We start from the raw sequence: 25,674 nt of genomic DNA, 5'->3' as shown, positions 1-25,674 counted from the left end.
CCATCCATCATTACAAAAGACCTTTGACGAGAGCCTGCCATGAGTGAAGAGATCCTGATCAACATCACGCCGATGGAGTCACGTGTGGCGGTGGTGGAAAACGGGGTGCTGCAGGAAGTGCACGTCGAGCGCACCCAGCGCCGTGGCATCGTCGGCAATATCTACAAGGGCAAGGTGGTACGCGTGCTGCCGGGCATGCAGGCGGCCTTCGTCGACATCGGCCTGGAGCGCGCAGCGTTCATCCATGCCTCGGAAATTTCCCAGCGCGAAGGTTCGGCGGTAGAGAACATCACCGCACTGGTACACGAAGGCCAGGCCCTTGTGGTGCAGGTGACCAAGGACCCGATCGGCACCAAGGGTGCACGCCTGACCACTCAGCTGTCGATCCCGTCGCGCTACCTGGTGTACATGCCGCGCAGCAGCCATGTCGGTATTTCGCTGAAAATCGAGGACGAAGCCGAGCGCGAGCGCCTCAAGCAGGTGGTCAGCGATTGCATGGACAGCGAGAACATCAAGGATGCCGGAGGGTTCATCCTGCGCACCGCAGCCGAGGGCGCGCGTGCCGAAGAAATCTTGCAGGACATCCGCTACCTGCGCCGCCTGTGGGAGCAGATTGGCACCCAGATCAAGACCTGCGGCGCACCCACGGTCATCTACGAAGACCTGGGCCTGGCCCTGCGTACCCTGCGTGACCTGGTCAACCCGAAGATCGAAAAGATCCGCATCGACTCGCGGGAAACCTTCCAGAAAACCACGCAGTTCGTCGGCGAGCTGATGCCGGAAATCGCCGACCGCCTCGAACACTACCCAGGCGAGCGGCCTATCTTTGACCTGTACGGCGTCGAAGACGAGATCCAGCGTGCCCTGGAACGCAAGGTGCCGCTGAAGTCCGGCGGCTACCTGGTGGTCGACCCGGCCGAAGCGATGACCACCATCGACGTCAACACCGGGGCGTTCGTGGGCCATCGCAACCTCGAAGAAACCATCTTCAAGACCAACCTCGAAGCCGCCACCGCCATCGCCCGGCAACTGCGCCTGCGCAACATTGGCGGCATCATCATCATCGACTTCATCGACATGGAAGACGAAGAGCACCAGCGCCAGGTGCTGCGTACCCTGGAAAAGCAGCTGGAGCGCGACCACGCCAAGACCAACATCATCGGCATCACCGAGCTGGGCCTGGTGCAGATGACCCGCAAGCGTACGCGGGAAAGCCTGGAGCAGGTGCTGTGCGAGCCGTGCCTGGCCTGCCAGGGGCGCGGCAAGCTGAAGACTCCCGAGACCATCTGTTACGAAATCTTCCGCGAGATCCTGCGCGAGGCCCGTGCCTATCAGGCCGAGGGTTACCGTGTGCTGGCCAACCAGAAGGTGGTCGATCGCCTGCTGGATGAAGAATCGGGCAACGTGGCGGAACTGGAAGCCTTCATCGGCCGAACCATTCGCTTCCAGGTCGAGTCGATGTATTCGCAGGAACAATACGACGTGGTGCTGCTCTGAGGTCTTCTCGAACACGCCGCTGGATGGTCTGGCTGGCAAAACCGGCACTACGGGCCATCATGGATAAACGACTTGGAGGGCCATGGCCATGGGACGTCTGACCCGCGTTCTTGTCGCCCTGACCCGCTGGGGGCTGGGCGTATGCGCCCTGTTGGCGGTTTTGGTGGCGCTGTATGTCAGCCTCGGCCGCGAACTGGTGCCGCTGGTCGCCGAGTACCGCGCCGATGTAGAGCGCAAGGCCGAGCAGGCGCTGGGCCTCCCCGTACATGTGGGTGCCTTGGAAGGCCGTTGGAGCGGGCTGGCACCGGTGCTGCGGGTGCGCGACCTGCAATTGGGCGAAGGCGCCACCGCGCTGCGCCTGGATGACGTGATGGTGGTGCCCGACGTCTGGGCCAGCCTCACCGCCCGCGAAGTGCGCCTGGCACGCATCCAGTTGGGCGGCTTGCAGTTGATCCTGCGTGAGAACGAGCAGGGCGTCTGGGACCTCGAAGGCCTACCCAAGAAGGACGATGCGCCATTGGACCCAGCCGACCTTTTGCAGCGCCTGCGCCAGCTAGGCCGCGTCGATGTATTCGACAGCCAGGTCACCCTGCACCCCTGGCAGCGCGACCCGCTTACCCTGACTTATGTGAGCGCTGGCCTGCAGGCCGGCCCAGCACGCCAGGCGGTGGACCTGCGGGCGACCTTGCCTGACGGCCAGCCTCTGGCACTCACCCTGCACAGCCGTATGTCGGCCAAGGCCTGGCGCGATGGCGAGGTCGAAGCTTATCTGAGCCTGCCGCAAAGTGACTGGTCGCACTGGCTGCCGCCAAGTCTGCTGGGACAGTGGCAAGCTGACACCCTGCGCGCAGGTGGTGAGTTCTGGGTCGACTGGGGCAAAGGGCAGCTGCAGCAGGCCGTAGTACGGCTCAATGCGCCTGAGCTACAAGGCGCCTATGCCGGACGAAAGGCCGCCAAGCTGGATAACCTGGCCTTGGGCGCCTGGTTCCAGCGTCGCGAGCAGGGCTTCGATGTGGTGGTCGACTCGTTGGCCATGGACATCGGCAAGCGTCGCTGGGAGTCGCACCTGCAGTTGCAGCAGCGCCCTGGCCAGAGTGCTGCCGATGAAAGCTGGCAGGTACAGGCTGATCGTCTCGACCTCACGCCGCTGACCCCGTTGATCGATGCCTTGGCACCGCTGCCAGACAACGTCATGGACGTGGTAAATGGCTTGAAGGTGACCGGTGCGCTGCGCAATGTGCGCCTCGAGGCCAGGCCCAAGGCCGAGGGTGATCAGCGCTTGCAGTTCGCCGCCAACCTGGAGAAGGTGGGTTTTGAGGCTTATCACAGTGCGCCAGCCGCCGGTAACGTCAGTGGCAGCATCAGTGGTGACCTGGGCCACGGCGAGCTGCGCCTGGATACCGATGCGTTCATGCTGCATCTGTACCCGATCTTCGCCAAACCCTGGCACTACCAGAAGGCCAATGCACAGCTGACCTGGGCCTTGGACAAAGACGGTTTCACCCTGATCGCGCCGTACCTCAAGGTGCTGGGCGAAGAAGGCAAGATCGCCGGTGACTTCCTGATCCGCCTATTGTTCGAGGAAGGCCGCGAGGATTACATGGACCTGCGCGTCGGCCTGACCGAGGGCGATGGTCGCTATACCGCCAAATACCTGCCCGAAGTGCTTAGCCCGGCGCTCGACGAGTGGCTGCGCAGCGCCATCGTCAAAGGCGCGGTGGATGAAGGTTACTTCCAGTACCAGGGGTCGTTGAATCATGGCGCGGTGCCAGAGGCACGCAGTATCAGCCTGTTCTTCAAGGTGCATGACGCGGCCCTGGATTTCCAGCCCGGTTGGCCGCAGGTGCAGCATGTGGATGGCGATGTGTTCATCGAGGACAGCGGCGTGCGCATCAAGGCCCAGCGCGGTGTGTTGCTCGACACCAAAGTCAGCGATGTACAGGTCGATATTCCGCATGTCGAGGGTGATCAGCACAGCCACCTTTACCTGGATGGCGATTTCGACGGCAGCCTGGGCGATGGCCTGAAAATCCTCAAGGAAGCACCAATCGGCACCGGTGAGATTTTCGCCGGCTGGGAAGGTGAGGGGCCACTGAAGGGCAAGGTCAAACTCGACATCCCGCTGGCCCATGGGCAGCGGCCGAAAGTGCAGGTGGACTTCGCCACCAGCGATGCGCGGCTGAAAGTCGCCCCGCCGAGCCTGGAATTGAACCGCCTGAAGGGTGACTTCAGCTTCGACTTCGACAAGGGCCTGAGTGGCAAGGGCATCAGCTTGCAGGCCTTCGGCAAGCCAGTGACGGCGCAAATTTCCGCTGAAGGCCAAGCGGGGCAGATGCAGACCCGTATCAATGCCAATGGCCAGGTATCGCTCAAAGCGTTGACCGACTGGCTGCAGTTCACCCCGTCCTTGCCGGCGTCCGGCGACCTGCCGTACCAGTTGCAGCTAAGCCTGGGCAGCCGGGAAAACAGCCTGAGCGTCACCTCCAGCCTCAAGGGCCTGGCGATCGACCTGCCAGCGCCGTTCGGCAAAGCAGCGGCGGATACCCGCGACAGCCGCTTCAGCATGAACCTGCAAGGCCCGGAGCGGCGCTTCGATGCCTCCTATACCGACCTTGCACGTTTTGCCTATGCCGCACCGGCCGACAAGCTGGCACAGGGCCGTGGCGAGCTACTGTTGGGTACCGGTGACGCCCAGCTACCTGCCAGCCAAGGCCTGAGGGTGCGCGGGCGTTTGGAGGCGCTGGACCTGGCTCCCTGGCAAGAACAGGCGGCCCGCCTGGCCGGTGACGACCCCGGTGGCAGTGCGCGGCAGAACCTGCAAAGCGTCGACCTGAGCATCGGCCAGTTGAAAGCCTTCGGCATGGACCTGAATCAGGCTGTAGTGCGGCTGGCTCGAGGCGGCCCGGCCTGGGATTTGCGCCTCGATAGCAAGGAAGTCATCGGCAACGCCCGCGTACCGGATGCCAAGGGCGCGCCAATGGTCGTGCGCATGCAGACCTTGCGCCTGCCTGCCGCCAGCGCCGCAGAGCAGCAGGCTGAAGAAGGCCCGGACCCGCTGGCCTCGTTCGATCCGCGCAAGGTGCCGGCGCTGGACCTGAGCATCGACAAGCTCTACCGCGGTGACGACCTGTTCGGCAGCGCCTCGATCAAGCTGCGGCCGACTGCGCGTGGCGTTACCGCCAGCGACATCGACCTTGACTTCAAAGGCTTGCGCATCGATGGCGGTGGCGGCTGGGAAGGTGAAACCGGCAAAACCAGCAGCTGGTACAAAGGGCGTCTGGACGGCAAGAACCTGGCGGATGTGCTCAAGGCCTGGGGCTTCGCTCCCACCGTGACCAGCCGCGACTTCCGCCTGGATGTAGATGGCCGCTGGCCGGGTTCGCCTGCCGCGGTGAGCCTGACGCGTTTTTCGGGCAGCATGGATGCGGCGCTGCGTACGGGCCAATTCGTCGAGGTTGAAGGCAGCGCCCAGGCACTGCGGGTGTTCGGCCTGCTCAACTTCAACTCGATTGGCCGGCGCCTGCGTCTGGACTTCTCCGACCTGTTCGACAAGGGCCTGGCCTATGACCGGGTCAAGGGTTTGCTGGTAGCCAGTAGCGGCGTGTACGTAACCCGCGAACCGATCACCGTGACCGGCCCGTCGAGCAACTTCGAGCTGGATGGCACGCTGGACATGGTGCGCGACCGGGTGGATGCCAACCTGCAGGTGAGCCTGCCGGTGACCAATAATCTGCCGCTGGCGGCGCTGATCGTCGGCGCACCCGCTGTGGGCGGGGCGCTGTTCCTGGTCGATCGACTGATCGGTGATCGTGTGTCGCGCTTTGCCAGCGTTCACTACCGTGTCGAAGGCCCGTGGAAAGAGCCTAGAATCACATTTGTGAAACCTTTCGAGAAATCCCGCTAGGAGTACCCATGAAGGCAGCGGTAATCCAGATGGTCAGCCAGGATGACGTGCTGGCCAACCTGCAGCGTGCCGGTGCCCTGCTGGAGCAGGCAGCGTTGGGCGGAGCACGGCTGGCGGTACTGCCGGAAAACTTCGCCGCCATGGGCCGCAAGGACGCCGCAGCCATTGGCCGTGCCGAAGCCTTGGGTGATGGGCCGATTCTGCCATGGTTGAAACGCACCGCCCGCGACCTCAAGTTATGGATTGTTGCCGGTACCTTGCCTTTGCCACCGGTCGGCCGGCCTGAGTCCAAGGCCCATGCCTGCTCGCTGCTGATCGATGAACACGGCGAGGTGGTGGCGCGTTATGACAAGCTGCACTTGTTCGACGTGGACGTTGCCGATAATCGCGGCCGCTACCGTGAATCGGACGACTACGCCCATGGCGACCAAGTGGTGGTGGCCGACACGCCCGTCGGGCGGCTGGGGCTTAGCGTGTGCTACGACTTGCGTTTCCCCGAACTGTACAGCGCATTGCGTGCTGCCGGCGCGGAGCTGATCACTGCGCCGGCTGCTTTTACCGCCGTGACCGGCGCGGCACATTGGGAGGTGCTGGTGCGCGCCCGGGCCATCGAAACCCAGTGCTACCTGCTGGCTGCGGCGCAGGGAGGCACCCACCCAGGCCCACGGGAAACCCATGGCCATGCGGCGATCGTCGACCCTTGGGGGCGCATCGTCGCAGAACAGGCGCAAGGCGAAGCGGTACTGCTTGCCGAGCGCGACATTGAAGAACAAGCGTCCATTCGGGCGCGCATGCCGGTGGTTTCGCACCGGCGCTTTTTTTCGCAGGGCGCGTTGCGGCCTGCGCACACCTCGGAGTGACTATGAGCCAGATGTTATCCACCGTCAGTGAGCAGCTCCTGGCCCCAGGCGGCTTGACCCTGGACAGCCTGCAGAGCGTACTGGGTGAGTTGGCCGGCCCCGGCATCGACGCCGCCGACCTGTATTTCCAGGGCCAGATCTCGGAAACCTGGGCGCTGGAAGACGGCATCGTCAAAGAGGGCAGTTTCAACCTCGACCAAGGCGTGGGCGTGCGTGCCCAATCCGGTGAAAAAACCGGTTTCGCCTACAGCAATGCCATCAACCTCGAAGCACTGACCTCGGCAGCCCGTGCCGCCCGTTCGATTTCCCGCGCTGGGCAGAACGGCACGGTGCAGGCCTTCCGCAGCCAGGAGGTGACTGCCCTGTATGCCGCGGACAACCCGCTGGACGTGCTCAGCCGTGCCGAAAAGGTCGAGCTGCTCAAGCGTGTCGATGCCGCTACCCGCGCCTTGGACCCCCGCATTCAGCAAGTCAGCGTGAGCATGGCCGGAGTCTGGGAGCGCATCCTGATCGCGGCGGCCGATGGCAGCCTGGCCGCCGACGTGCGCCCGCTGGTGCGCTTCAACGTCAGCGTCATCGTCGAGCAGAACGGCCGTCGCGAGCGCGGTGGGCAGGGCGGTGGCGGGCGTACCGATTACCGTTTCTTCACCGAAGAGCGGGTGATGGGCTATGCCCGCGAGGCGCTGCGCCAGGCCTTGGTGAACCTGGAGGCCATCCCGGCGCCGGCCGGTACCTTGCCGGTGGTATTGGGCTCGGGCTGGTCGGGCGTGCTGTTGCACGAGGCGGTCGGCCATGGCCTGGAGGGCGACTTCAACCGCAAGGGGAGTTCGGCATTCAGTGGCCGCATCGGCGAGAAAGTGGCGTCGAGCCTGTGCACCATCGTGGACGATGGCACCCTGGAAGGCCGCCGTGGATCGCTGAGCGTGGATGACGAAGGCACCCCGACCGAATGCACCACGCTGATCGAGAACGGCGTACTCAAGGGCTACATGCAGGACAAGCTGAACGCGCGTCTGATGGGCATGGCGGTGACCGGCAACGGTCGCCGTGAATCCTATGCGCACCTGCCGATGCCACGCATGACCAACACCTACATGCGAGCCGGCGAAAGCGACCCGCAGGAAATCATTGCGTCGGTGAAGAAGGGTATCTACTGCGCCAACCTCGGTGGTGGCCAGGTGGACATTACCAGCGGCAAGTTCGTGTTCTCGACCAGTGAGGCCTACCTGATCGAAGACGGCAAGATTACCGCCCCGGTGAAGGGCGCGACCCTGATCGGCAATGGGCCGGAGGCGATGAGCCGTGTGTCGATGGTCGGTAACGACCTGGCGCTGGACAGCGGGGTAGGGACATGCGGCAAGGACGGGCAGTCGGTGCCAGTGGGGGTCGGGCAGCCGACTTTGAAGCTGGATGCGATTACCGTGGGCGGTACCGGGGCGTGATGGCTGCGGGGACCGATGTGGCAGCGGGCATGCTCGCTGCCACATCGGTCCCGTATGTCAGCGCAACCCGCGCTGCAACTCGTCGAGGTCGCGGATGTACTTGAATACCTTGCGCGCGGCGGCTGGCGGCTTGTTCCGGGCCTTTTCGTGCTGGGCATGGCGCACCAGTGAGCGCAGCTGCTGGCGGTCGGTGTCGGGGTACTCGTTGACGAAGCGCTCGAGGTCCTCGTCGTTGCCGTCGATCAGCCGGTCGCGCCAGCGCTCCAGGCTGTGGAAACGCTCGTTGTACTGGCGGCTCGAGCTGTCCATCTGCTCGAGCAAGGCGTGGATGGCATCGAGGTCCTGCACGCGCATGAGCTTGCCGACAAACGACATGTGGCGTTTACGGGCACCATGAGCGGTGTGCTTGCTGGCCTCGGCCAGGGCCTTGCGCAGCTCGTCGGTCAACGGCAGGCGGGCCAGGGTATCGGCTTTGAGCGTGGTAAGGCGCTCACCGAGTTCGACCAGCTCATGCAGTTCGCGCTTGATCTGGGTTTTGCTTTTTTCGCCGTCGAAGGCGTCGTTGTTTGAATCAACCATGGTGGCAGTCCGCTAGAAATCGTCGCCATGATAACCAGTCGGGGGCCGCTTGTCCGGCCCGGTCGTAGAATGACCCCAAGCCGTACGCAGAATTTGAGTGGAGAGAACCATGAGTGCAGTCCAGAGCGTAGGTCCGAAAGACCTGCCAGCATTGCAGGAGCAGGTCGAGGCGATCATCGCCGAGGCGCGCCGCCAAGGGGCCAGTGCCTGCGAAGTGGCAGTTTCGCTGGAGCAGGGCTTGTCCACCACGGTACGCCAGCGTGAAGTCGAGACGGTCGAATTCAACCGCGACCAGGGCTTTGGTATCACCCTTTATGTTGGCCAGCGCAAAGGCTCGGCCAGCACTTCGGCCAGTGGCCCGGACGCGATCCGCGAAACCGTTGCCGCTGCCCTGGCCATTGCCAAGCATACTTCCGAAGACGAATGTTCGGGCTTGGCCGACGCGGCGCTGATGGCCCGTGAAATTCCTGATCTGGACCTGTACCACGATTGGGATATCGAACCCGAAAAGGCCATCGAAATGGCCCTGGCCTGCGAGGCGGCGGCGTTTGATGCCGACCCGCGCATCCTCAACGCCGATGGCACCACCCTCAATACCCACCAGGGCTGCCGCGTGTATGGCAACAGCCATGGCTTCATCGGTGGGTACGCCTCGACCCGGCACAGCCTGAGCTGCGTGATGATCGCCGAAGGCGAAGGGCAGATGCAGCGTGACTACTGGTACGACGTGAACCGTCAGGGCAACTTGCTGGCCGACCCGCGCAGCATTGGCGTTCGCGCTGCACAGCGTGCTGCCAGCCGACTGGGTGCCCGGCCGGTTCCCACTTGCGAGGTGCCGGTTCTGTTTTCGGCCGAACTGGCCGGTGGCCTGTTCGGCAGCTTCCTGTCGGCTATTTCCGGCGGCAACCTGTACCGCAAGTCGTCCTTCCTCGAAGGTACCATTGGCCAGCGCCTGTTCCCTTCCTGGCTTACCCTCGACGAGCGCCCGCACATTCCGCGCGCGTTGGGTAGCGCCGCGTTCGACGGTGATGGCCTGGCCACCTACGCCAAGCCGTTCGTCGACAAAGGCGAGCTGGTGTCGTACCTGCTGGGCACCTATTCCGGGCGCAAGCTGGGCTTGCCAAGCACGGCCAACTCCGGTGGTGTGCACAACCTGTTCGTCACCCACGGCGTCGAAGACCAGGCCGCGTTGATTCGCCGTATGGGCCGCGGCCTGCTGGTGACCGAGCTGATGGGGCATGGGCTGAACATGGTGACGGGGGATTATTCCCGTGGTGCAGCTGGCTTCTGGGTCGAAAATGGCGAGATCCAGCACGCGGTTCAAGAAGTGACCATCGCCGGCAATATGAAAGACATGTTCCAGCAAATTGTCGCGATCGGTAACGATCTTGAAACGCGCAGCAATATCCATACCGGGTCTGTGCTGATCGAGCGGATGACCGTCGCGGGTAGCTAATTGCCGCCAGATACATGCAGTGAAATCGAAGACCCGGCCATCGTGCCGGGTTTTTCTTTCACTAACGGATACTTGAAGTGATTCTATTTATCACTTAATAATGAATATCATTATCCAGTCACCCGGCGATGATGTTCATGAAACCCGTCCTCCGCGAACTGCCCTACCTGGAAAACTGGCGCTGGCTCAGCCGGCGCATTCGCTGTGCGCTCGAGCCTGACGAGCCACGGCTGATCGAGCATTACCTGGCCGAAGGCCGCTACCTGGTGTGCTGTACGCAAACCTCGTCATGGACGGTGGCACTGACCTCCTTCCGCCTGCTGCTGGATACCGCCTGCGACCGCATGCTGCCCTGGCATTGGCGCTGCCAGTGCCTGGACCAGGCCTGGCGACCGCTGCTGGACCTGCGCAACCTCGACCGCCAGGAGCAGAACCAGCGCTGGCAACCCTACGCCCTGCAGTTGGCCAATTGCCGCCTGCTGCCGTCGATTTCTCCCGATGAACTGATGCAAGGATTTGATGATGAGTGATACCCGTATCGAGCGTGACAGCATGGGTGAACTGCAGGTGCCTGCCCAGGCCCTGTACGGCGCCCAGACCCAACGCGCGGTCGACAACTTCCCGATCAGCGGCCAGCGCATGCCGGCCCAGTTCATTCGTGCTCTGCTGCTGGCCAAGGCAGCCGCGGCCAAGGCCAACATCGAGCTGGAACAACTGTCCGCCGCGCAGGGCCAAGCCATCGTCAAGGCTGTCGAGCAACTGTTGGCCGAAGACTTCATCCAGCATTTCCCGGTCGATGTGTTCCAGACCGGCTCCGGCACCAGCTCGAACATGAACGCCAACGAAGTGATCGCGACCTTGGCCAGCCGCGTACTGGGTGAGGCAGTCAATGCCAATGATCACGTCAACTGTGGCCAGAGCAGCAATGACATCATCCCGACCACTATCCACGTCAGTGCCGCGCTGGCCCTGCACGAACAGTTGCTGCCAGCCTTGGCGCACCTGGTACAGGTGATCGAGGCCAAGTCGGCGCAAGTGCATCAGTATGTGAAAACGGGCCGCACCCACCTGATGGACGCCATGCCGGTGCGCATGAGCCAGGTGCTGGATGGCTGGGCGGCACAGATCAACGGCGCCAAGGCACACCTCGAAGCCACCTTGCCGAGCCTGCAGGCGCTGGCCCAGGGCGGCACCGCCGTGGGTACCGGCATCAATGCCCACCCCCGGTTCGCTGGCGTGTTTGCCCGCCAACTCAGTGGCCTGACCCAAGTCGAGTTCACCCCAGGGCAAAACCTGTTTGCCCTGATCGGTTCGCAGGATACCGCCGTGGCCCTGTCTGGCCAGCTCAAGACTACCGCTGTGGCACTGATGAAAATTGCCAACGACCTGCGCTGGATGAACTCCGGCCCGCTGGCCGGCCTGGGCGAAATCGAGCTGCAAGGCCTGCAGCCTGGCTCTTCGATCATGCCGGGCAAGGTCAACCCGGTGATCCCGGAGGCCACTGCCATGGTCGCCGCCCAGGTGATTGGCAACGACGCCACCATCGCCATCGCGGGGCAGTCCGGTAACTTCGAGCTGAACGTGATGCTGCCGGTGATCGCCCGCAACCTGCTGGAAAGCATCGAGCTGATGGCCAACGTCAGCCGCTTGCTGGCCGACAAGGCCATCGCCACCTTCAAGGTCAACGAGGGCAAGCTCAAGGAAGCCCTGGCGCGCAACCCGATCCTGGTCACTGCGCTGAACCCGATCATCGGCTACCTCAAGGCCGCCGAAATCGCCAAGACCGCGTACAAGCAAGGTCGCCCGATCATCGATGTGGCGCTGGAGCACACCGATTTGTCGCGTGACCAGCTCGAAGCACTGCTGGACCCGGAAAAACTCACCGCCGGCGGAATCTGACCCTGCGTCACCGCCAAGGAGATTTGCCATGCAGCACTGGAAACGCACCACGGAAACCGCCAACCGCCTGTTCGATCAAGGCGAGCTGGTCGACGCCCGGGAACACTACCTGCAAGCCCTGGCGCTGGCCCAGGTGCTGTTCGAGCGCTGGCATGACGTCGACGAAGCGGTGGCCGCTTTCGTCATCGCCCACCATAACCTGGCCGACCTGCACCTGCGCCTGAACCAGCCGCAGGAAAGCGCCGACTACTTGTGTGCCGCTCACCAGCGGCTGCTGCAGGCCAGCCAGGAGACGCGCCTGCCGCAGGCGCTGCGTGATGCGGCCTTGCGCCACAGCGGGCGCACCTACACCGAACTGCTGAGTTTCATCGCCGAGTACGGCCAGTACCCGCGTACCGAGCGCCTGCTAAGTCGCCACAGCGCCGGGGCCAGCGAGCTCGCTGCCCAGCGGGACCTGGCACCCAGAACCCATGCCTACGGAATTCACTGACATGCCACATACCCTGCCTGCATTGCCATACGCCTATGACGCGCTGGAGCCGCACATCGACGCCCAGACCATGGAAATCCACCACACCAAGCATCATCAGACCTACGTGAATGGTCTCAACGCCGCTATCGAAGGCACCGAGTGGGCCGAATGGCCGGTTGAGAAGCTGGTTGGCGCCGTCAAGCAACTTCCGGAAAACCTGCGTGGCGCAGTTACAAACCACGGCGGCGGCCACGCCAACCACAGCCTGTTCTGGACCGTCATGTCGCCACAGGGTGGCGGTGAGCCTGTGGGCCAGCTGGCGCAAGCTGTCACCGCGCAACTGGGCGGCTTCGAGGCTTTCAAGGAGGCTTTCACCAAGGCTGCGCTGACGCGCTTCGGCAGCGGCTGGGCCTGGCTAAGCGTGACACCGCAGAAAACCCTGGTGGTAGAGAGCAGTGGCAACCAAGACAGCCCGTTGATGCACGGCAATACGCCAATCCTCGGCCTGGACGTGTGGGAGCACGCGTATTACCTCAAGTACCAGAACCGTCGTCCGGAATACATCGGCGCCTTCTACAACGTCATTGACTGGGCGCAAGTGGAGCGCCGTTACCTCGAAGCCCTGAAGTGAGTCGAACCGGTATGCGCTCTGAGGTGATGTCTGTCAGCAGTGTGCGCCTGTTCCGCCTGGCGCTTGGGACCTTGCTGTTGCTGGCTGGCACCGCGCTGCTGGTAGCGCGTGGCCTCGCCTGGCTGGACCTGGAACCGCGCATGCTGCGCGCCCTGGAGGGCGGTGCGTTATGTGCACTGGGCACTGCACTGGGCGCAGTACCGGTACTGGTCATTCGCAACATGCCAGTGGCGCTGGCCGACACGCTGCTGGGTTTCGGCGCCGGTGTGATGCTGGCAGCCACCGCGTTTTCCCTGATCATTCCGGGGTTGGATGCCGCCCAGTCCATCGGGTTCAGCCCTTGGGGCGCGGGTGGCCTGATCAGCTTCGGCTTGTTGTTCGGTGCGCTGTGCCTGTTTCTGGTCGACCTCAAGGTGTCTGGCGCCTCGCCAGAAGCGCTGGTTGGCACCGACAATCAGCCGGTGATTGCTGCACGTATCTGGCTGTTTGTCATTGCCATCATTGCGCACAACATCCCTGAAGGCATGGCGATTGGAGTGTCGGCCGGTGGCGGCATGGCCGACGCCGACAGCCTGGCCATGGGCATTGCGTTGCAGGATGTGCCTGAGGGGCTGGTGATTGCGCTGGTGCTGGCCGGGGCGGGCATGCCGCGTTTCAAAGCCTTCCTGATAGGCGCTGCGTCAGGGCTGGTCGAACCGGTGGCCGCAGTGATCTGTGCCTGGCTGGTGAATGTTGCCGAACTCCTGCTGCCGCTGGGTTTGGCCTGTGCGGCGGGGGCGATGCTGCTAGTGGTCACCCAGGAAATCATCCCGGAGTCGCGCAGCAATGGCCACCATCGGCTGGCTAGCCTGGGGTTGTGTATCGGCTTCTGTCTGATGATGGTGATGGATACCGCGATGTCCTGATTCATCATCAGGTTGGCGCGCGCTCCAACAAGGAGCGTGCCGGCTTTATTCGCCTTCGTCGAAGAAGTTGTTGATCAGTTCGACCAGCGCGTCCATGGCATCGCTGTCTTGCTCACCCTCGGTATGCAGGTGCACCTGGGTGCCTTTGCCCGCTGCCAGCATCATCACCGCCATGATGCTCTTGCCATCCACCAGCTTGTCCGGCGCACGTCCAACCCGTACCTGGCAGGGGAAGCGGCCGGCCACGCCGACGAACTTGGCTGCCGCCCGGGCATGCAGGCCCAACTTGTTGATGATGGTGATTTCGCGGGCGGGCATCGTGGGGCGGATCCTTGGGCTAGAGGTCGCGGTGGCGGACCTGGACGTTTTTCAGGGTTTGCTGCAGGTGTTGGCCAAGGCGCTCGGTGATGTACACCGAACGGTGATGGCCGCCGGTGCAGCCGATGGCAATGGTGACATAAGCGCGGTTGCTGGCGGCGAAGCGGGGCAACCACTTGAGCAGATAGCCCGAAATGTCGTTGTACATGTCTTCGACATCCGGCTGGGCAGCCAGGTAGTCGATCACTGGCTGGTCGAGGCCCGAGTGCTCTCGCAGCTCGGGCTTCCAGTAGGGGTTGGGCAGGCAGCGCACATCGAACACCAGGTCGGCGTCGACCGGCATGCCGCGCTTGAAGCCGAACGACTCGACCAGGAACGCAGTGCCAGGCTCGGGTTGGTTGAGCAGGCGCAGCTTGATCGAGTCACGCAGCTGATACAGGTTCAGGTTGGTGGTGTCGATTTTCAGGTCGGCCAGGTCGGCGATCGGCCCCAGCAAATCGCTTTCCACGCGGATTGCTTCCGCGAGCGAGCGGTTGGCGTTGGTCAGCGGGTGGCGGCGGCGGGTTTCCGAGAAACGCTTGAGCAGCATATCTTCGTCGGCATCCAGAAACAGCACGTCGCACTGGATGTTCCGCGCGCGGGCTTCTTCGAGCAATTCGGGGAAGCGCGTCAGGTGGCTGGGCAGGTTGCGTGCGTCGATCGACACGGCAACCTTCGGTTGCAGCAGTTCGGTGTTGATCAGTGCGTCTTCCGCCAGCTGCGGCAGCAGCCCGGCCGGCAGGTTGTCGATGCAGTAGAAACCGTTGTCTTCCAGGACATCGAGGGCAGTGCTCTTGCCGGAGCCGGACCGGCCGCTGACAATGATCAGGCGCATGTTCAGTGCTCGTTCTGTACGTCCAGGACAACCTGGAACAGGGCCTCACTGCTGGTGGCCGCACGCAGGCGATCACGGACCTCCTTGCGATCGAGCATGCTGGCGATCTGACGCAGCAGTTCCAGATGCGCATCGGTAGCGGCTTCGGGCACCAGGAGGACGAACATCAGGTCCACCGGCGCGCCATCGATGGCGTCGTAATCGATAGGTGCTTCAAGGTGCAGCAGGGCGCTGACAGGAGCGGAACATCCTTCAAGCCGGCAGTGCGGAATGGCGATGCCATTGCCGAAACCGGTAGAACCGAGTTTTTCCCGGGCGACCAGTTTTTCGAAGACGTCTTGCATCTCCAGTTCTGGCACTTGTTCGGCGATGACGGTGGCGACCTTTTCCAGGGCGCGCTTCTTGCTGCCGCCCGGCACGTTCACAAGGGAACGGCCGGGGGTCAGGATGGTTTCAAGTCGGATCATGGATGAGGGGGATCAGCGGGCAGCTGCACCTTGCAGCAGGCTTTGCTGTTTTTCCTTGTGTTTTTTCAGTTGGCGGTCGAGCTTGTCGGCCAAGGCGTCGATCGCTGCATACATATCTTCGTGTTCGGCGTTGGCTACCACTTCGCCGCCGGGAATCTGCAGGGTCGCTTCGACCTTCTGCTGCAGCTTCTCGACTTTCATGATGACCTGCACGTTGGTGATCTTGTCGAAGTGACTTTCCACGCGAGCGAGCTTTTCAAGCACATAATCGCGAAGTGGCTGGGTGACTTCTACATGCTGTCCACTGATATTGACTTGCATACAGCTTCTCCTTTGTTGCCCGTGCATAAAGAAGCAGGTCTTGCACCTGCCCCACAAACGCTGTGGCACATCTCAGGGGCTACATCAGTCGCTTGCGCTCGCTCGACGGTGCGATGCCGAGGGACTCGCGGTACTTGGCGACGGTGCGACGGGCTACCTGGATGCCTTGTGCCTCCAGTAAACCAGCGATCTTGCTGTCACTCAATGGCTTTTTCTGATTTTCCGCTGCAACCAGTTTTTTGATGATCGCGCGGATCGCCGTGGACGAGCATTCTCCGCCTTCGGAGGTGCTGACGTGGCTGGAGAAAAAGTATTTCAGTTCGTAGATGCCACGCGGTGTGTGCATGTACTTTTGCGTGGTAACCCGCGAAATGGTCGACTCGTGCATGCCCACCGCTTCGGCGATGTCGTGCAACACCAACGGCTTCATTGCTTCATCGCCGTGGTCAAGGAAGCCGCGCTGGTGCTCGACGATCTGCGTGGCAACCTTCATCAGTGTTTCATTGCGGCTTTGCAGGCTCTTGATGAACCAGCGCGCTTCTTGCAGCTGGTTGCGCATGAAGGTGTTGTCGGCGCTGGTGTCGGCACGGCGTACGAAGCCCGCGTACTGTGGGTTGACGCGCAGGCGTGGGATGGCTTCCTGGTTCAGCTCCACCAGCCAGCGCTCGCTGTCCTTGCGCACGATGACGTCAGGCACTACGTACTCGGGCTCGCTGGATTCGATCTGCGAACCGGGGCGCGGGTTGAGGCTTTGCACCAGCTCGATGACCTGGCGCAGCTCGTCTTCCTTGATTTTCATGCGCCGCATCAACTGGCTGTAGTCGCGGCTGCCGAGCAGGTCGATGAAATCGGTGACCAGGCGCTTGGCTTCGGTCATCCACGGGGTGCTGGCGGGCAGCTGGCGCAGTTGCAGCAGCAGGCATTCGCCCAGGTTACGTGCGCCCACGCCAGCTGGCTCGAACTGCTGGATGCGGTGCAGTACCGCTTCGACTTCGTCCAGCTCGATATCCAGCTCAGGGTCGAAACCTGCGCAGATTTCCTCGAGGGTGTCTTCCAGATACCCCTGGCCGTTGATGCTGTCGATCAGGGTTACGGCGATCAGGCGGTCGGTATCGGACATCGGCGCCAGGTTCAGCTGCCACAGCAGGTGGCTTTGCAGGCTCTCGCCGGCCGATGTGCGGGTGGTGAAGTCCCACTCGTCGTCATCGTTGCTCGGCAGGCTGCTGGCGCTGGTCTGGTAGATGTCTTCCCAGGCGGTATCGACCGGAAGCTCGTTGGGGATGCGCTCGCTCCACTCACCGTCCTCCAGGCTGTCGGCACTGACAGTGCTTTCCTGGAAGCTATTGTCCTGGGCTTCGGCGGCCGGCTTGTTTTCGGCGTTGTCCGCCATCGGGTCGCTGTTGTCGAAGTCGTCGCCGTCTTCCTGACGTTCGAGCATCGGGTTCGACTCCAGCGCTTCCTGGATTTCCTGTTGGAGGTCCAGGGTGGAAAGCTGGAGCAGACGGATGGCCTGTTGCAACTGCGGTGTCATCGTCAGTTGCTGGCCCATTTTTAGGACGAGCGATGGTTTCATGGCTGGGGCTTAATACCTTGTTCGCCGGCGCGCATGCGCCATCCACTACACGAGGGCGCCGAGGCGCCAGATCAAGCAAGTTTTATGCCTTAAATTGTAGCGTTTGCCTAGAGTACCGTAACAACTTTACCCGCAGTTTTGGGGCTATTTGCCGGTACTCCAGGCGCGCCTCGGGTCAGAGGCGGAACTCGTGGCCCAGGTAAACCTCTTTGACCAGATCGTTGGCAAGGATGGTTTCGGCGTCGCCTTCGGCAATCAACCGGCCATCGTTGACGATGTAGGCGGTTTCGCAGATATCCAGGGTCTCACGCACGTTGTGGTCGGTGATCAGTACACCGATACCTTTGGCCTTGAGGTGGTGGATGATCTGCTTGATGTCGCCGACCGAGATCGGGTCGACACCTGCGAACGGTTCGTCCAGCAGGATGAACTTGGGTGCGGTCGCCAGGGCGCGGGCAATTTCGACGCGGCGGCGTTCACCGCCGGACAGGCTCATGCCGAGGTTGTCGCGGATGTGGCTGATGTGGAACTCCTGCAGCAGGCTTTCCAGCTCCTTGCGGCGGCCTTCGCGGTCCAGGTCCTTGCGGGTTTCGAGGATGGCCATGATGTTGTCGGCCACCGACAGCTTGCGGAAGATCGAAGCTTCCTGCGGCAGGTAGCCGATACCGGCGCGCGCACGGCCATGCATGGGCTGATGGCTGACATCGAGGTTGTCGATCAGTACCCGGCCCTGTTCGGCCTGGACCAGCCCGACGATCATGTAGAAGCAGGTGGTCTTGCCGGCGCCGTTAGGGCCGAGCAGGCCGACGATCTGGCCGCTGTCGATCGACAGGCTGACATCACGTACCACCTGCCGGCCCTTGTAGCTCTTGGCCAGGTGCTGGGCTTTGAGGGTTGCCATTTACTCGGCCTTCTTCTTGGGCTGGATCACCATGTCGATACGCTGACGCGGTGTAGTCACGTTGCCACCGCGACCGGCGGTCGCCACCTGGGTCTGGGTGTTGTAGACGATCTTCTCGCCTTCGGTGGTGTTGCCTTCGTTCTCGACCTTGGCGCGGTCGGTGAGGATCACCAGGTCCTTCTGCGACTGGTACTGGATGGTCACGCCCCAGCCCTTCATCTTGTCCGGCTTGGCGGCGCTCTGCTGCTGCTCGAAGTAGGCCAGGTTGCCCACCGAGGTCACCACGTCGATATCGCCGGAGGCGGAACGGGTGATGGTCACGGTGTTGCCTTTGATCATCATCGAACCCTGGGTGATGATCACGTCGCCGGTGTAAGTGGCCACGCCTTGCTTGTCATCCAGGTGGGCGTTATCGGCCTGGATGCGGATAGGCTGGTCACGGTCATTCGGCAGGGCGAGGGCGCTCGCGCTTCCCAGTGCTGCGCTCAGGCTGAGCAAAAGGGGGAGGGTTTTAACGAGCCTCATACTGTCCTCTTACGTTAGAGAGCAAGTCCATCTTGCCTTCTTTCAAATACGCTTTCATTCCTTTGCCCGTAGTTGTGCCACCGGCGCCGTCGATTCTAACGGCTTGCTCGGTCTGCGCATATTGCTTCTGCGGGAACACGGTCATGCGTGAGCTGGTAATGATGGTTTCACGCTGCTTTTCGTCGGTGCGGGCAACCCGTACCTTGTCGATCAGCTCGACCTCGGTACCGTCCGGGTTGACCTCGGCGCGGGTGCTTTGCACGTGCCACGGGTATTCGGTGCCGCGGTACATGTGCAGGTCCGGCGTGGTCAGCAGGGTAATTTCGCTGGCCTTGAGGTGCTCGACCTTGTCGGCGGTCATTTCGTACTGCAGCTTGCCGTCGGGCAGGAACTGCACGCTGTGGGCGTTGATCGCGTAATAGTCGATGGCGCTTTCGTCGACTTGGGCCACCGGCTTGTCGAGGAAGCTTTCCGGGCTGACATTCCAGTAGCCAATGGCTACCAGCAGGGCGGCGATCGCCCCGAGCAGCACAATGTTTCGGGCTTTCTTGCTGAACATGGGCAGCCTTACAGGTAGTTGGCGTTGGCAGCGTCCAGGGTGCCCTGGGCCTGCATGATCAGTTCGCAGAATTCACGGGCCGCGCCTTCGCCACCGCGTGCCTGGGTCACGCCATGAGCGTGCTGGCGTACGAACGGTGCGGCGTTGGCTACAGCCATGCCCAGTGCCACCCGGCGAATCACCGGCAGGTCGGGCAGGTCATCCCCCAGGTAGGCCACTTGATCATAGCTTAGGCCCAGTTCGGCGAGCAGGCCGTCAAGCACCACCAATTTATCCTCGCGCCCCTGATACAGGTGCGGGATACCGAGGTTCTTGGCGCGACGCTCGACCACCGGGGTCTTGCGCCCGCTGATGATGGCGGTGGTCACCCCCGAGGCCATGAGCATCTTGATGCCCTGGCCATCGAGCGTGTTGAAGGTCTTGAATTCGCTGCCGTCCTCGAGGAAGTACAGGCGCCCGTCGGTGAGCACGCCGTCCACGTCGAATACCGCGAGCTTGATGCTCTTGCCGCGTTGCATGAGGTCCTGGTTCATTCCATCGCTCCTTTACATTACGCCGGCGCGCAGCAGGTCGTGCATGTTCAGGGCGCCGGTCGGGCGGTCCTCGCGGTCCACCACCACCAGGGCGCCGATCTTGTGGTCTTCCATGATCTTCAGGGCTTCGGCGGCGAGCATTTCGGCCCGCGCGGTTTTGCCATGAACGGTCATGACCTGGTCGATCAGGGTGGTGTGCACATCGATGTTGCGGTCCAGGCTGCGGCGCAGGTCGCCGTCGGTGAAGATCCCGGCCAGCTTGCCATCGGGCTCGACGATCACGGTCATGCCCAAACCTTTGCGGGACATTTCAAGCAGCGCATCCTTGAGCAGGGTGCCGCGAGGTACCTGAGGCAGCTCATCGCCGCTGTGCATGACGTTCTCGACCTTCAGCAGCAGGCGGCGGCCCAGCGCACCGCCTGGGTGCGAGAAGGCGAAGTCCTCGGCGGTGAAGCCGCGGGCCTCGAGCAGGGCGATGGCCAGCGCGTCACCCAGTACCAGCGATGCCGTGGTGGAGGAGGTGGGCGCCAGGTTGAGCGGGCAGGCTTCTTGCTCGACACGGGCGTCGAGGTTGACCTCGGCGGCCTGGGCCAGCGGCGAGTCCGGGTTGCCGGTCAGGCTGATAAGTTTGATGCCCAGGCGTTTGATCAGCGGCAGCAGGGTGACGATTTCGGCAGTGCTGCCGGAATTCGACAGGGCAAGGATGACATCATCGCGGGTGATCATGCCCATGTCGCCATGGCTGGCTTCGGCCGGATGTACGAAAAACGCCGGGGTGCCGGTGCTGGCGAGGGTTGCGGCGATCTTGTTGCCGATGTGCCCGGACTTGCCCATGCCGACCACGACAACCCGGCCCTTGCTGGCCAGGATGAGTTCGCAGGCCTTGACGAAATTGTCGTCGATGCGCGCCAGCAGGGCCTCTACGGCCTCGAGTTCCAGGCGCAGGGTGCGTTGGGCGGATTGGATCAGCTCGCTGGATTGGCTCATGTCGAAAAAGCAGTGCCTGATGAAAAGGCCGCGATTATACGCGCAATGAAGAAAACCCTCACCCCTTCGATTGCTGTAGCGAATGTCATCAAAGCCTGTCTCGGGGCTGAACGACTGCTTGCCTGGCCTTGGGGCGGCGCTGTCAGCGGTGCTATAGTTCGCCGCTATTCGGCCTGCCAGGGGTGCGTGTGCCTTCCTGATGGAGGCCGGCGTCCATTAGGACGAGGCTGCACTAGCAAGGAGTCTAGATGAGTGTGGATAGCGCCTACGCGGTCGAGTTGAAGGGGGTTACCTTCAAACGCGGTTCGCGCAGCATTTTCAGCAACGTCGACATCCGCATCCCGCGCGGCAAGGTCACCGGCATCATGGGACCATCGGGTTGCGGCAAGACCACGTTGCTCCGCCTGATGGGCGCGCAGCTGCGCCCTTCCAGCGGTGAGGTATGGGTGGCCGGCCAGAACCTGCCGACGCTGTCGCGCAGCGACCTGTTCGACGCCCGCAAGCAGATGGGTGTGCTGTTCCAGAGCGGCGCGCTGTTCACCGACCTCGACGTGTTCGAGAACGTCGCGTTCCCGCTGCGCGTGCATACCCAGCTGTCGGATGAAATGATCCGTGACATCGTGTTGATGAAGCTGCAGGCCGTGGGCCTGCGCGGCGCCATCGACCTGATGCCCGACGAGCTGTCCGGTGGCATGAAGCGCCGAGTGGCGCTGGCTCGGGCGATTGCCCTGGACCCGCAGATCCTCATGTACGACGAACCGTTCGTCGGCCAGGACCCGATCGCCATGGGGGTACTTGTGCGCCTGATCCGCCTGCTCAACGACGCCCTGGGCATCACCAGCATCGTGGTTTCCCATGACCTGGCAGAAACCGCCAGCATTGCCGATTACATCTACGTGGTAGGTGATGGTCAGGTGCTGGGCCAGGGCACGCCTGATGAGCTGATGGGCTCGGACAACCCACGGATTCGCCAATTCATGAAAGGCGACCCGGACGGCCCGGTACCCTTCCACTTTCCCGCGCCTGACTACCGCGCCGACCTGCTGGGGGCGCGTTGATGCGCAGAAAATCCTTACTCGAACGTGTCCGTCTGCTGGGCCGTTCGGCAATCGACGTGCTGGCCGTGCTCGGGCGTTCGTGCCTGTTCCTGTTCCATGCGCTGGTCGGTCGCGGCGGCATTGGCGGCGGCTTCCAACTGCTGACCAAGCAGCTGTACTCGGTGGGTGTGCTGTCGCTGGCGATCGTTGTCGTGTCCGGGGTATTCATCGGCATGGTGCTGGCGCTGCAGGGTTACAGCATCCTGACCAAATACGGCTCGGAACAGGCGGTAGGGCAAATGGTTGCCCTGACCCTGCTGCGTGAGCTTGGCCCGGTGGTGACGGCGCTGCTGTTCGCGGGCCGTGCCGGTTCCGCGTTGACCGCCGAAATCGGCAACATGAAGTCCACCGAGCAGTTGTCGAGCCTGGAAATGATTGGCGTCGACCCGCTCAAGTACATCGTTGCGCCACGTTTGTGGGCCGGTTTCATCTCGCTGCCGCTGCTGGCGCTGATCTTCAGCGTGGTCGGTATCTGGGGTGGCTCGTGGGTGGCGGTGGACTGGCTGGGCGTCTACGAGGGCTCGTTCTGGGCCAACATGCAGAACAGTGTTTCATTCACTGACGACGTGCTCAACGGGCTGGTCAAGAGCCTGGTGTTCGCTTTCGTCACAACCTGGATCGCCGTTTTCCAGGGGTACGACTGTGAGCCCACCTCAGAAGGGATCAGCCGTGCCACCACCAAGACCGTGGTCTATGCCTCGTTGGCAGTGCTGGGTCTGGACTTTATTCTGACCGCCTTGATGTTTGGAGATTTCTGATGCAAAACCGCACCCTGGAAATCGGTGTCGGCCTGTTCCTCCTGGCCGGGATCCTGGCGCTGCTGCTGCTGGCCCTGCGAGTCAGCGGGCTGTCGGCCAGCCCGAGCAGCGATACCTATAAAGTTTATGCCTACTTCGACAATATCGCCGGTTTGACGGTCAGAGCTAAAGTGACAATGGCCGGTGTGACCATCGGCAAGGTCACCGCCATCGATCTGGACCGTGATTCCTACACCGGTCGGGTGACGCTGCAACTGGACAAGTCGGTGGACAACCTGCCGACCGACTCCACTGCCTCGATCCTGACCGCAGGTCTGCTTGGCGAGAAGTACATCGGCATCAGCGTGGGCGGTGAAGACCAGGTGCTCAAGGAGGGCGCGACCATCCATGACACCCAGTCGGCACTGGTGCTGGAAGATCTGATTGGCAAGTTCCTGCTCAACTCTGTTGGCAAGGAACCGAAAGAAGCGCAACCGGCTAATTAAGGAGTTTCCATGATTTCGATCCTGCGACGTGGCTTGCTGGTCCTGCTGGCGGCCTTCCCCTTGCTGACCATGGCTGCGCAGACACCGCACGATGTGGTCCAGGGCACCACCAATGAACTGCTCGGCGACCTCAAGGCCAACAAGGAGCAGTACAAGTCCAACCCCAACGCCTTCTATGAATCGCTGAACCGCATTCTTGGGCCGGTGGTGGACGCAGACGGTATTTCCCGCAGCATCATGACCGTCAAGTACTCGCGCAAGGCTACCCCGGAGCAGATGCAGCGCTTCCAGGAAAACTTCAAGCGCAGCCTGATGCAGTTCTATGGCAATGCCCTGCTCGAATACAACAACCAGGGTATCGTTGTCGATCCGGCCAAGGCCGATGACGGCAAGCGCGCCAGTGTCGGCATGAAGGTGACCGGCAACAACGGTGCCGTGTACCCGGTGCAGTACACCCTGGAAAACATCGGCGGTGAGTGGAAGGTGCGTAACGTGATCGTCAATGGCATCAATATTGGCAAACTGTTCCGCGATCAGTTCGCCGATGCCATGCAGCGCAACGGCAACGACCTGGACAAGACCATCGATGGCTGGGCCGGCGAAGTGGCCAAGGCCAAGCAGGCGGCCGACAACTCGCCAGAGAAGACCGTCCAATGAGTGAGGCCGGTGTGAGCATGGCCGAGCCGGGCGTACTGCGCCTGGCGGGTGTGCTGGACTACCGCAGCGGCCCGGCCTTGCGCAAGCAGGGCAAGGCGCTGATCGACGGTTCTCGCGAGCCACGTCTGGTGCTTGATTGCTCGGCTGTCGAGAAGTCGTCGAGTGTCGGCTTGTCGCTATTGCTTGCGTACATTCGCGACGCGCAGGCCACCGGCAAGGCGTGCGAGGTACGTGGCATGCCCGACGACATGCGGGAAATTGCCGGGGTCTATGACCTTGATGAAGTGCTGGCAACCTGATGGCCCGGCGCGGATGATGGCCCCTCGGTCAGCGAAGCCTTCGTTGGGCTTCGCAGGCGAGGGGCTTTTTTGTATGATGGCCGACCCGTGCGCATCGGGCGCCGATTGAGGTTGAGCATGCAGGCCGTAGAAGTTAAAAGCTTCCTTGAAGAGAAATTGCCGGGTTCCCGGGTCGAAGTTGAAGGCGAAGGCTGCAACTTCCAGTTGAACGTGATCAGCGACGAGTTGGCTGGCCTGAGCCCGGTCAAACGCCAGCAGGCGATCTATGCTCACCTGAATCCGTGGATCGCCAATGGCAGCATCCATGCGGTAACCATGAAATTTTTCAGCAGCGCAGCCTGGGCTGAGCGCACCTGAGCCAACTTGGCGGCGAGATTCCAATGGACAAACTGATTATTACTGGCGGCGCTCGTCTTGACGGCGAGATCCGCATTTCGGGCGCGAAAAACGCAGCCCTGCCGATTCTGGCGGCGACCCTGCTGGCCGATGGCCCGGTCACCGTGGGCAACCTGCCACACCTGCACGACATCACCACCATGATCGAGCTGTTCGGGCGCATGGGCATCGAGCCTGTGATCGACGAAAAGCTGTCGGTGGAGATCGACCCACGTACCATCAAGACCCTGGTTGCGCCTTACGAACTGGTCAAGACCATGCGCGCCTCGATCCTGGTGCTGGGCCCGATGGTTGCCCGATTCGGCGAAGCCGAAGTGGCCTTGCCTGGCGGCTGCGCCATTGGTTCGCGCCCGGTCGACCTGCACATCCGCGGCCTTGAGGCCATGGGTGCGAAGATCGAAGTAGAAGGCGGCTACATCAAGGCCAAGGCACCTGAAGGTGGCCTGCGTGGCGCGCACTTCTTCTTCGACACCGTGAGCGTGACCGGTACCGAGAACATCATGATGGCCGCAGCCCTGGCCAAGGGCCGCAGCGTGCTGCAGAACGCCGCGCGCGAGCCTGAAGTGGTTGACCTGGCCAACTTCATCAACGCCATGGGCGGCAACGTCCAGGGCGCTGGCACCGATACCATCACCATCGATGGCGTCGAGCGCCTGCACTCGGCCAACTACCGTGTGATGCCAGACCGTATCGAAACCGGTACCTACCTGGTCGCCGCCGCCGTGACCGGTGGCCGCGTCAAGGTCAAGGACACCGACCCGACCATCCTTGAAGCCGTACTGGAAAAACTCAAGGAAGCCGGCGCTGACATCAACACTGGTGAAGACTGGATCGAGCTGGACATGCATGGCAAGCGGCCCAAAGCCGTCAACCTGCGTACGGCCCCGTACCCGGCGTTCCCGACCGACATGCAGGCGCAGTTCATCTCGCTGAACGCCATTGCCGAAGGCACTGGCGCGGTGATCGAGACCATCTTCGAAAACCGCTTCATGCACGTTTACGAAATGCACCGCATGGGCGCGCAGATCCAGGTCGAAGGCAACACTGCCATCGTCACCGGCGTCAAGGCGCTGAAAGGCGCGCCGGTCATGGCCACCGACCTGCGAGCTTCCGCCAGCCTGGTATTGTCGGCGCTGGTTGCCGAAGGCGATACGTTGATCGATCGCATCTACCACATCGACCGTGGTTACGAGTGTATCGAAGAGAAACTGCAGATGCTCGGCGCAAAAATCCGCCGCGTACCGGGCTAAACAGCCCGCTGGTGCAAGGACGCACCTTT

28 protein-coding genes are annotated in these 25,674 nt (G+C 62.4%); 17 read left to right on the top strand and 11 right to left on the bottom strand.

The window, feature by feature from the left end:
* Positions 1-39: 39 nt before the first annotated feature.
* The 4 genes from rng to tldD all read left to right on the top strand — a co-directional run bounded on the left by rng (position 40) and on the right by tldD (position 7,703).
* Positions 40-1,497: a ribonuclease G gene (gene rng, locus DM807_RS26665; protein ID WP_012270643.1), complete on the top strand. Its 1,458-nt coding sequence runs from the start codon at positions 40-42 to the stop codon at positions 1,495-1,497.
* Positions 1,498-1,579: 82 nt separating this feature from the next.
* Positions 1,580-5,401, top strand: a complete 3,822-nt coding sequence (locus DM807_RS26660) for a YhdP family protein (protein WP_069942222.1) — start codon at positions 1,580-1,582, stop codon at positions 5,399-5,401.
* A gap of 8 nt (positions 5,402-5,409) precedes the next feature.
* The gene (locus DM807_RS26655) at positions 5,410-6,261 is read left to right on the top strand and encodes a carbon-nitrogen hydrolase family protein (protein WP_060494441.1); all 852 of its coding nucleotides are present in this window, start codon (positions 5,410-5,412) and stop codon (positions 6,259-6,261) included.
* A gap of 2 nt (positions 6,262-6,263) precedes the next feature.
* Positions 6,264-7,703, top strand: coding sequence for a metalloprotease TldD (tldD, locus tag DM807_RS26650; protein ID WP_012270646.1), 1,440 nt, complete (start codon positions 6,264-6,266; stop codon positions 7,701-7,703).
* Between the two features lie 57 nt (positions 7,704-7,760).
* Here the strand turns inward: tldD and yjgA are convergent, their stop codons facing one another.
* Entirely contained in the window at positions 7,761-8,282 is a 522-nt protein-coding gene (gene yjgA / locus DM807_RS26645) for a ribosome biogenesis factor YjgA (RefSeq protein ID WP_012270647.1), read from the bottom strand.
* 109 nt (positions 8,283-8,391) lie between these two features.
* Between yjgA and pmbA the strand changes: the two genes are divergently transcribed.
* From pmbA to DM807_RS26615, 6 genes are all read left to right on the top strand, one after another.
* Positions 8,392-9,738 carry a metalloprotease PmbA gene (gene pmbA / locus DM807_RS26640; protein ID WP_060515349.1) on the top strand — a complete coding sequence of 449 codons (1,347 nt, stop codon included), beginning with the start codon at positions 8,392-8,394 and terminating at the stop codon, positions 9,736-9,738.
* Between the two features lie 128 nt (positions 9,739-9,866).
* The gene (locus tag DM807_RS26635; protein WP_012270649.1) at positions 9,867-10,268 is read left to right on the top strand and encodes a hypothetical protein; all 402 of its coding nucleotides are present in this window, start codon (positions 9,867-9,869) and stop codon (positions 10,266-10,268) included.
* Positions 10,261-11,637 (top strand): class II fumarate hydratase, encoded by a 1,377-nt coding sequence (locus tag DM807_RS26630; RefSeq protein ID WP_060515350.1) that lies wholly within the window; start codon positions 10,261-10,263, stop codon positions 11,635-11,637. The genes DM807_RS26635 and DM807_RS26630 overlap by 8 nt, the downstream gene beginning before the upstream one ends.
* Before the next feature lie 28 nt (positions 11,638-11,665).
* On the top strand, positions 11,666-12,127 hold the full coding sequence (locus DM807_RS26625; protein ID WP_012270651.1) for a hypothetical protein: 462 nt from the start codon (positions 11,666-11,668) through the stop codon (positions 12,125-12,127).
* Between the two features lies 1 nt (position 12,128).
* Complete coding sequence (locus DM807_RS26620) at positions 12,129-12,740, top strand: superoxide dismutase (RefSeq protein ID WP_012270652.1); 612 nt, start codon at positions 12,129-12,131, stop codon at positions 12,738-12,740.
* Between the two features lie 11 nt (positions 12,741-12,751).
* Positions 12,752-13,645, top strand: coding sequence for a ZIP family metal transporter (locus DM807_RS26615; protein ID WP_012270653.1), 894 nt, complete (start codon positions 12,752-12,754; stop codon positions 13,643-13,645).
* Between the two features lie 45 nt (positions 13,646-13,690).
* Here the strand turns inward: DM807_RS26615 and DM807_RS26610 are convergent, their stop codons facing one another.
* The 10 genes from DM807_RS26610 to DM807_RS26565 form a co-directional block, all read right to left on the bottom strand.
* Complete coding sequence (locus DM807_RS26610; protein WP_010952144.1) at positions 13,691-13,963, bottom strand: HPr family phosphocarrier protein; 273 nt, start codon at positions 13,961-13,963, stop codon at positions 13,691-13,693.
* A 19-nt stretch (positions 13,964-13,982) separates the two neighbouring features.
* Positions 13,983-14,837: an RNase adapter RapZ gene (gene rapZ / locus DM807_RS26605; protein WP_012270654.1), complete on the bottom strand. Its 855-nt coding sequence runs from the start codon at positions 14,835-14,837 to the stop codon at positions 13,983-13,985.
* A 2-nt stretch (positions 14,838-14,839) separates the two neighbouring features.
* On the bottom strand, positions 14,840-15,304 hold the full coding sequence (gene ptsN, locus DM807_RS26600) for a PTS IIA-like nitrogen regulatory protein PtsN (protein ID WP_069942221.1): 465 nt from the start codon (positions 15,302-15,304) through the stop codon (positions 14,840-14,842).
* Positions 15,305-15,316: 12 nt separating this feature from the next.
* Entirely contained in the window at positions 15,317-15,625 is a 309-nt protein-coding gene (gene hpf, locus DM807_RS26595) for a ribosome hibernation-promoting factor, HPF/YfiA family (RefSeq protein ID WP_003255135.1), read from the bottom strand.
* A gap of 79 nt (positions 15,626-15,704) precedes the next feature.
* Entirely contained in the window at positions 15,705-17,198 is a 1,494-nt protein-coding gene (locus DM807_RS26590) for an RNA polymerase factor sigma-54 (RefSeq protein WP_041166385.1), read from the bottom strand.
* Between the two features lie 175 nt (positions 17,199-17,373).
* Positions 17,374-18,099: an LPS export ABC transporter ATP-binding protein gene (gene lptB / locus DM807_RS26585; RefSeq protein WP_012270657.1), complete on the bottom strand. Its 726-nt coding sequence runs from the start codon at positions 18,097-18,099 to the stop codon at positions 17,374-17,376.
* Entirely contained in the window at positions 18,100-18,624 is a 525-nt protein-coding gene (lptA, locus tag DM807_RS26580) for a lipopolysaccharide transport periplasmic protein LptA (protein ID WP_012270658.1), read from the bottom strand.
* Positions 18,611-19,183, bottom strand: a complete 573-nt coding sequence (gene lptC / locus DM807_RS26575) for an LPS export ABC transporter periplasmic protein LptC (RefSeq protein WP_012270659.1) — start codon at positions 19,181-19,183, stop codon at positions 18,611-18,613. The genes lptA and lptC overlap by 14 nt, the downstream gene beginning before the upstream one ends.
* An 8-nt stretch (positions 19,184-19,191) precedes the next feature.
* On the bottom strand, positions 19,192-19,716 hold the full coding sequence (locus DM807_RS26570; protein WP_012270660.1) for a KdsC family phosphatase: 525 nt from the start codon (positions 19,714-19,716) through the stop codon (positions 19,192-19,194).
* 12 nt (positions 19,717-19,728) lie between these two features.
* Positions 19,729-20,703, bottom strand: coding sequence for a KpsF/GutQ family sugar-phosphate isomerase (locus DM807_RS26565; RefSeq protein WP_012270661.1), 975 nt, complete (start codon positions 20,701-20,703; stop codon positions 19,729-19,731).
* 248 nt (positions 20,704-20,951) lie between these two features.
* On the opposite strand from DM807_RS26565, the gene DM807_RS26560 reads away from it, so the two are divergent.
* The 7 genes from DM807_RS26560 (at position 20,952) to murA (ending at position 25,645) form a co-directional block, all read left to right on the top strand.
* Complete coding sequence (locus DM807_RS26560; protein ID WP_012270662.1) at positions 20,952-21,761, top strand: ATP-binding cassette domain-containing protein; 810 nt, start codon at positions 20,952-20,954, stop codon at positions 21,759-21,761.
* The gene (gene mlaE, locus DM807_RS26555; protein WP_012270663.1) at positions 21,761-22,558 is read left to right on the top strand and encodes a lipid asymmetry maintenance ABC transporter permease subunit MlaE; all 798 of its coding nucleotides are present in this window, start codon (positions 21,761-21,763) and stop codon (positions 22,556-22,558) included. The genes DM807_RS26560 and mlaE overlap by 1 nt, the downstream gene beginning before the upstream one ends.
* The gene (gene mlaD / locus DM807_RS26550; RefSeq protein ID WP_012270664.1) at positions 22,558-23,043 is read left to right on the top strand and encodes an outer membrane lipid asymmetry maintenance protein MlaD; all 486 of its coding nucleotides are present in this window, start codon (positions 22,558-22,560) and stop codon (positions 23,041-23,043) included. Before mlaE ends, mlaD begins: the two co-directional genes overlap by 1 nt.
* 9 nt (positions 23,044-23,052) lie before the next feature.
* The gene (locus tag DM807_RS26545) at positions 23,053-23,700 is read left to right on the top strand and encodes an MlaC/ttg2D family ABC transporter substrate-binding protein (RefSeq protein ID WP_012270665.1); all 648 of its coding nucleotides are present in this window, start codon (positions 23,053-23,055) and stop codon (positions 23,698-23,700) included.
* Positions 23,697-23,999 (top strand): STAS domain-containing protein, encoded by a 303-nt coding sequence (locus tag DM807_RS26540; RefSeq protein ID WP_012270666.1) that lies wholly within the window; start codon positions 23,697-23,699, stop codon positions 23,997-23,999. The genes DM807_RS26545 and DM807_RS26540 overlap by 4 nt, the downstream gene beginning before the upstream one ends.
* Before the next feature lie 117 nt (positions 24,000-24,116).
* On the top strand, positions 24,117-24,356 hold the full coding sequence (locus DM807_RS26535; protein WP_003255121.1) for a BolA family protein: 240 nt from the start codon (positions 24,117-24,119) through the stop codon (positions 24,354-24,356).
* A 23-nt stretch (positions 24,357-24,379) separates the two neighbouring features.
* Positions 24,380-25,645, top strand: a complete 1,266-nt coding sequence (gene murA, locus DM807_RS26530; RefSeq protein WP_012270667.1) for a UDP-N-acetylglucosamine 1-carboxyvinyltransferase — start codon at positions 24,380-24,382, stop codon at positions 25,643-25,645.
* Positions 25,646-25,674 lie beyond the last annotated feature (29 nt).

The sequence above is a fragment of the Pseudomonas hunanensis genome (assembly GCF_013393325.1).
Classification (GTDB): domain Bacteria; phylum Pseudomonadota; class Gammaproteobacteria; order Pseudomonadales; family Pseudomonadaceae; genus Aquipseudomonas; species Aquipseudomonas putida_P.
This window is presented reverse-complemented; position numbering and strand designations above follow the sequence as displayed.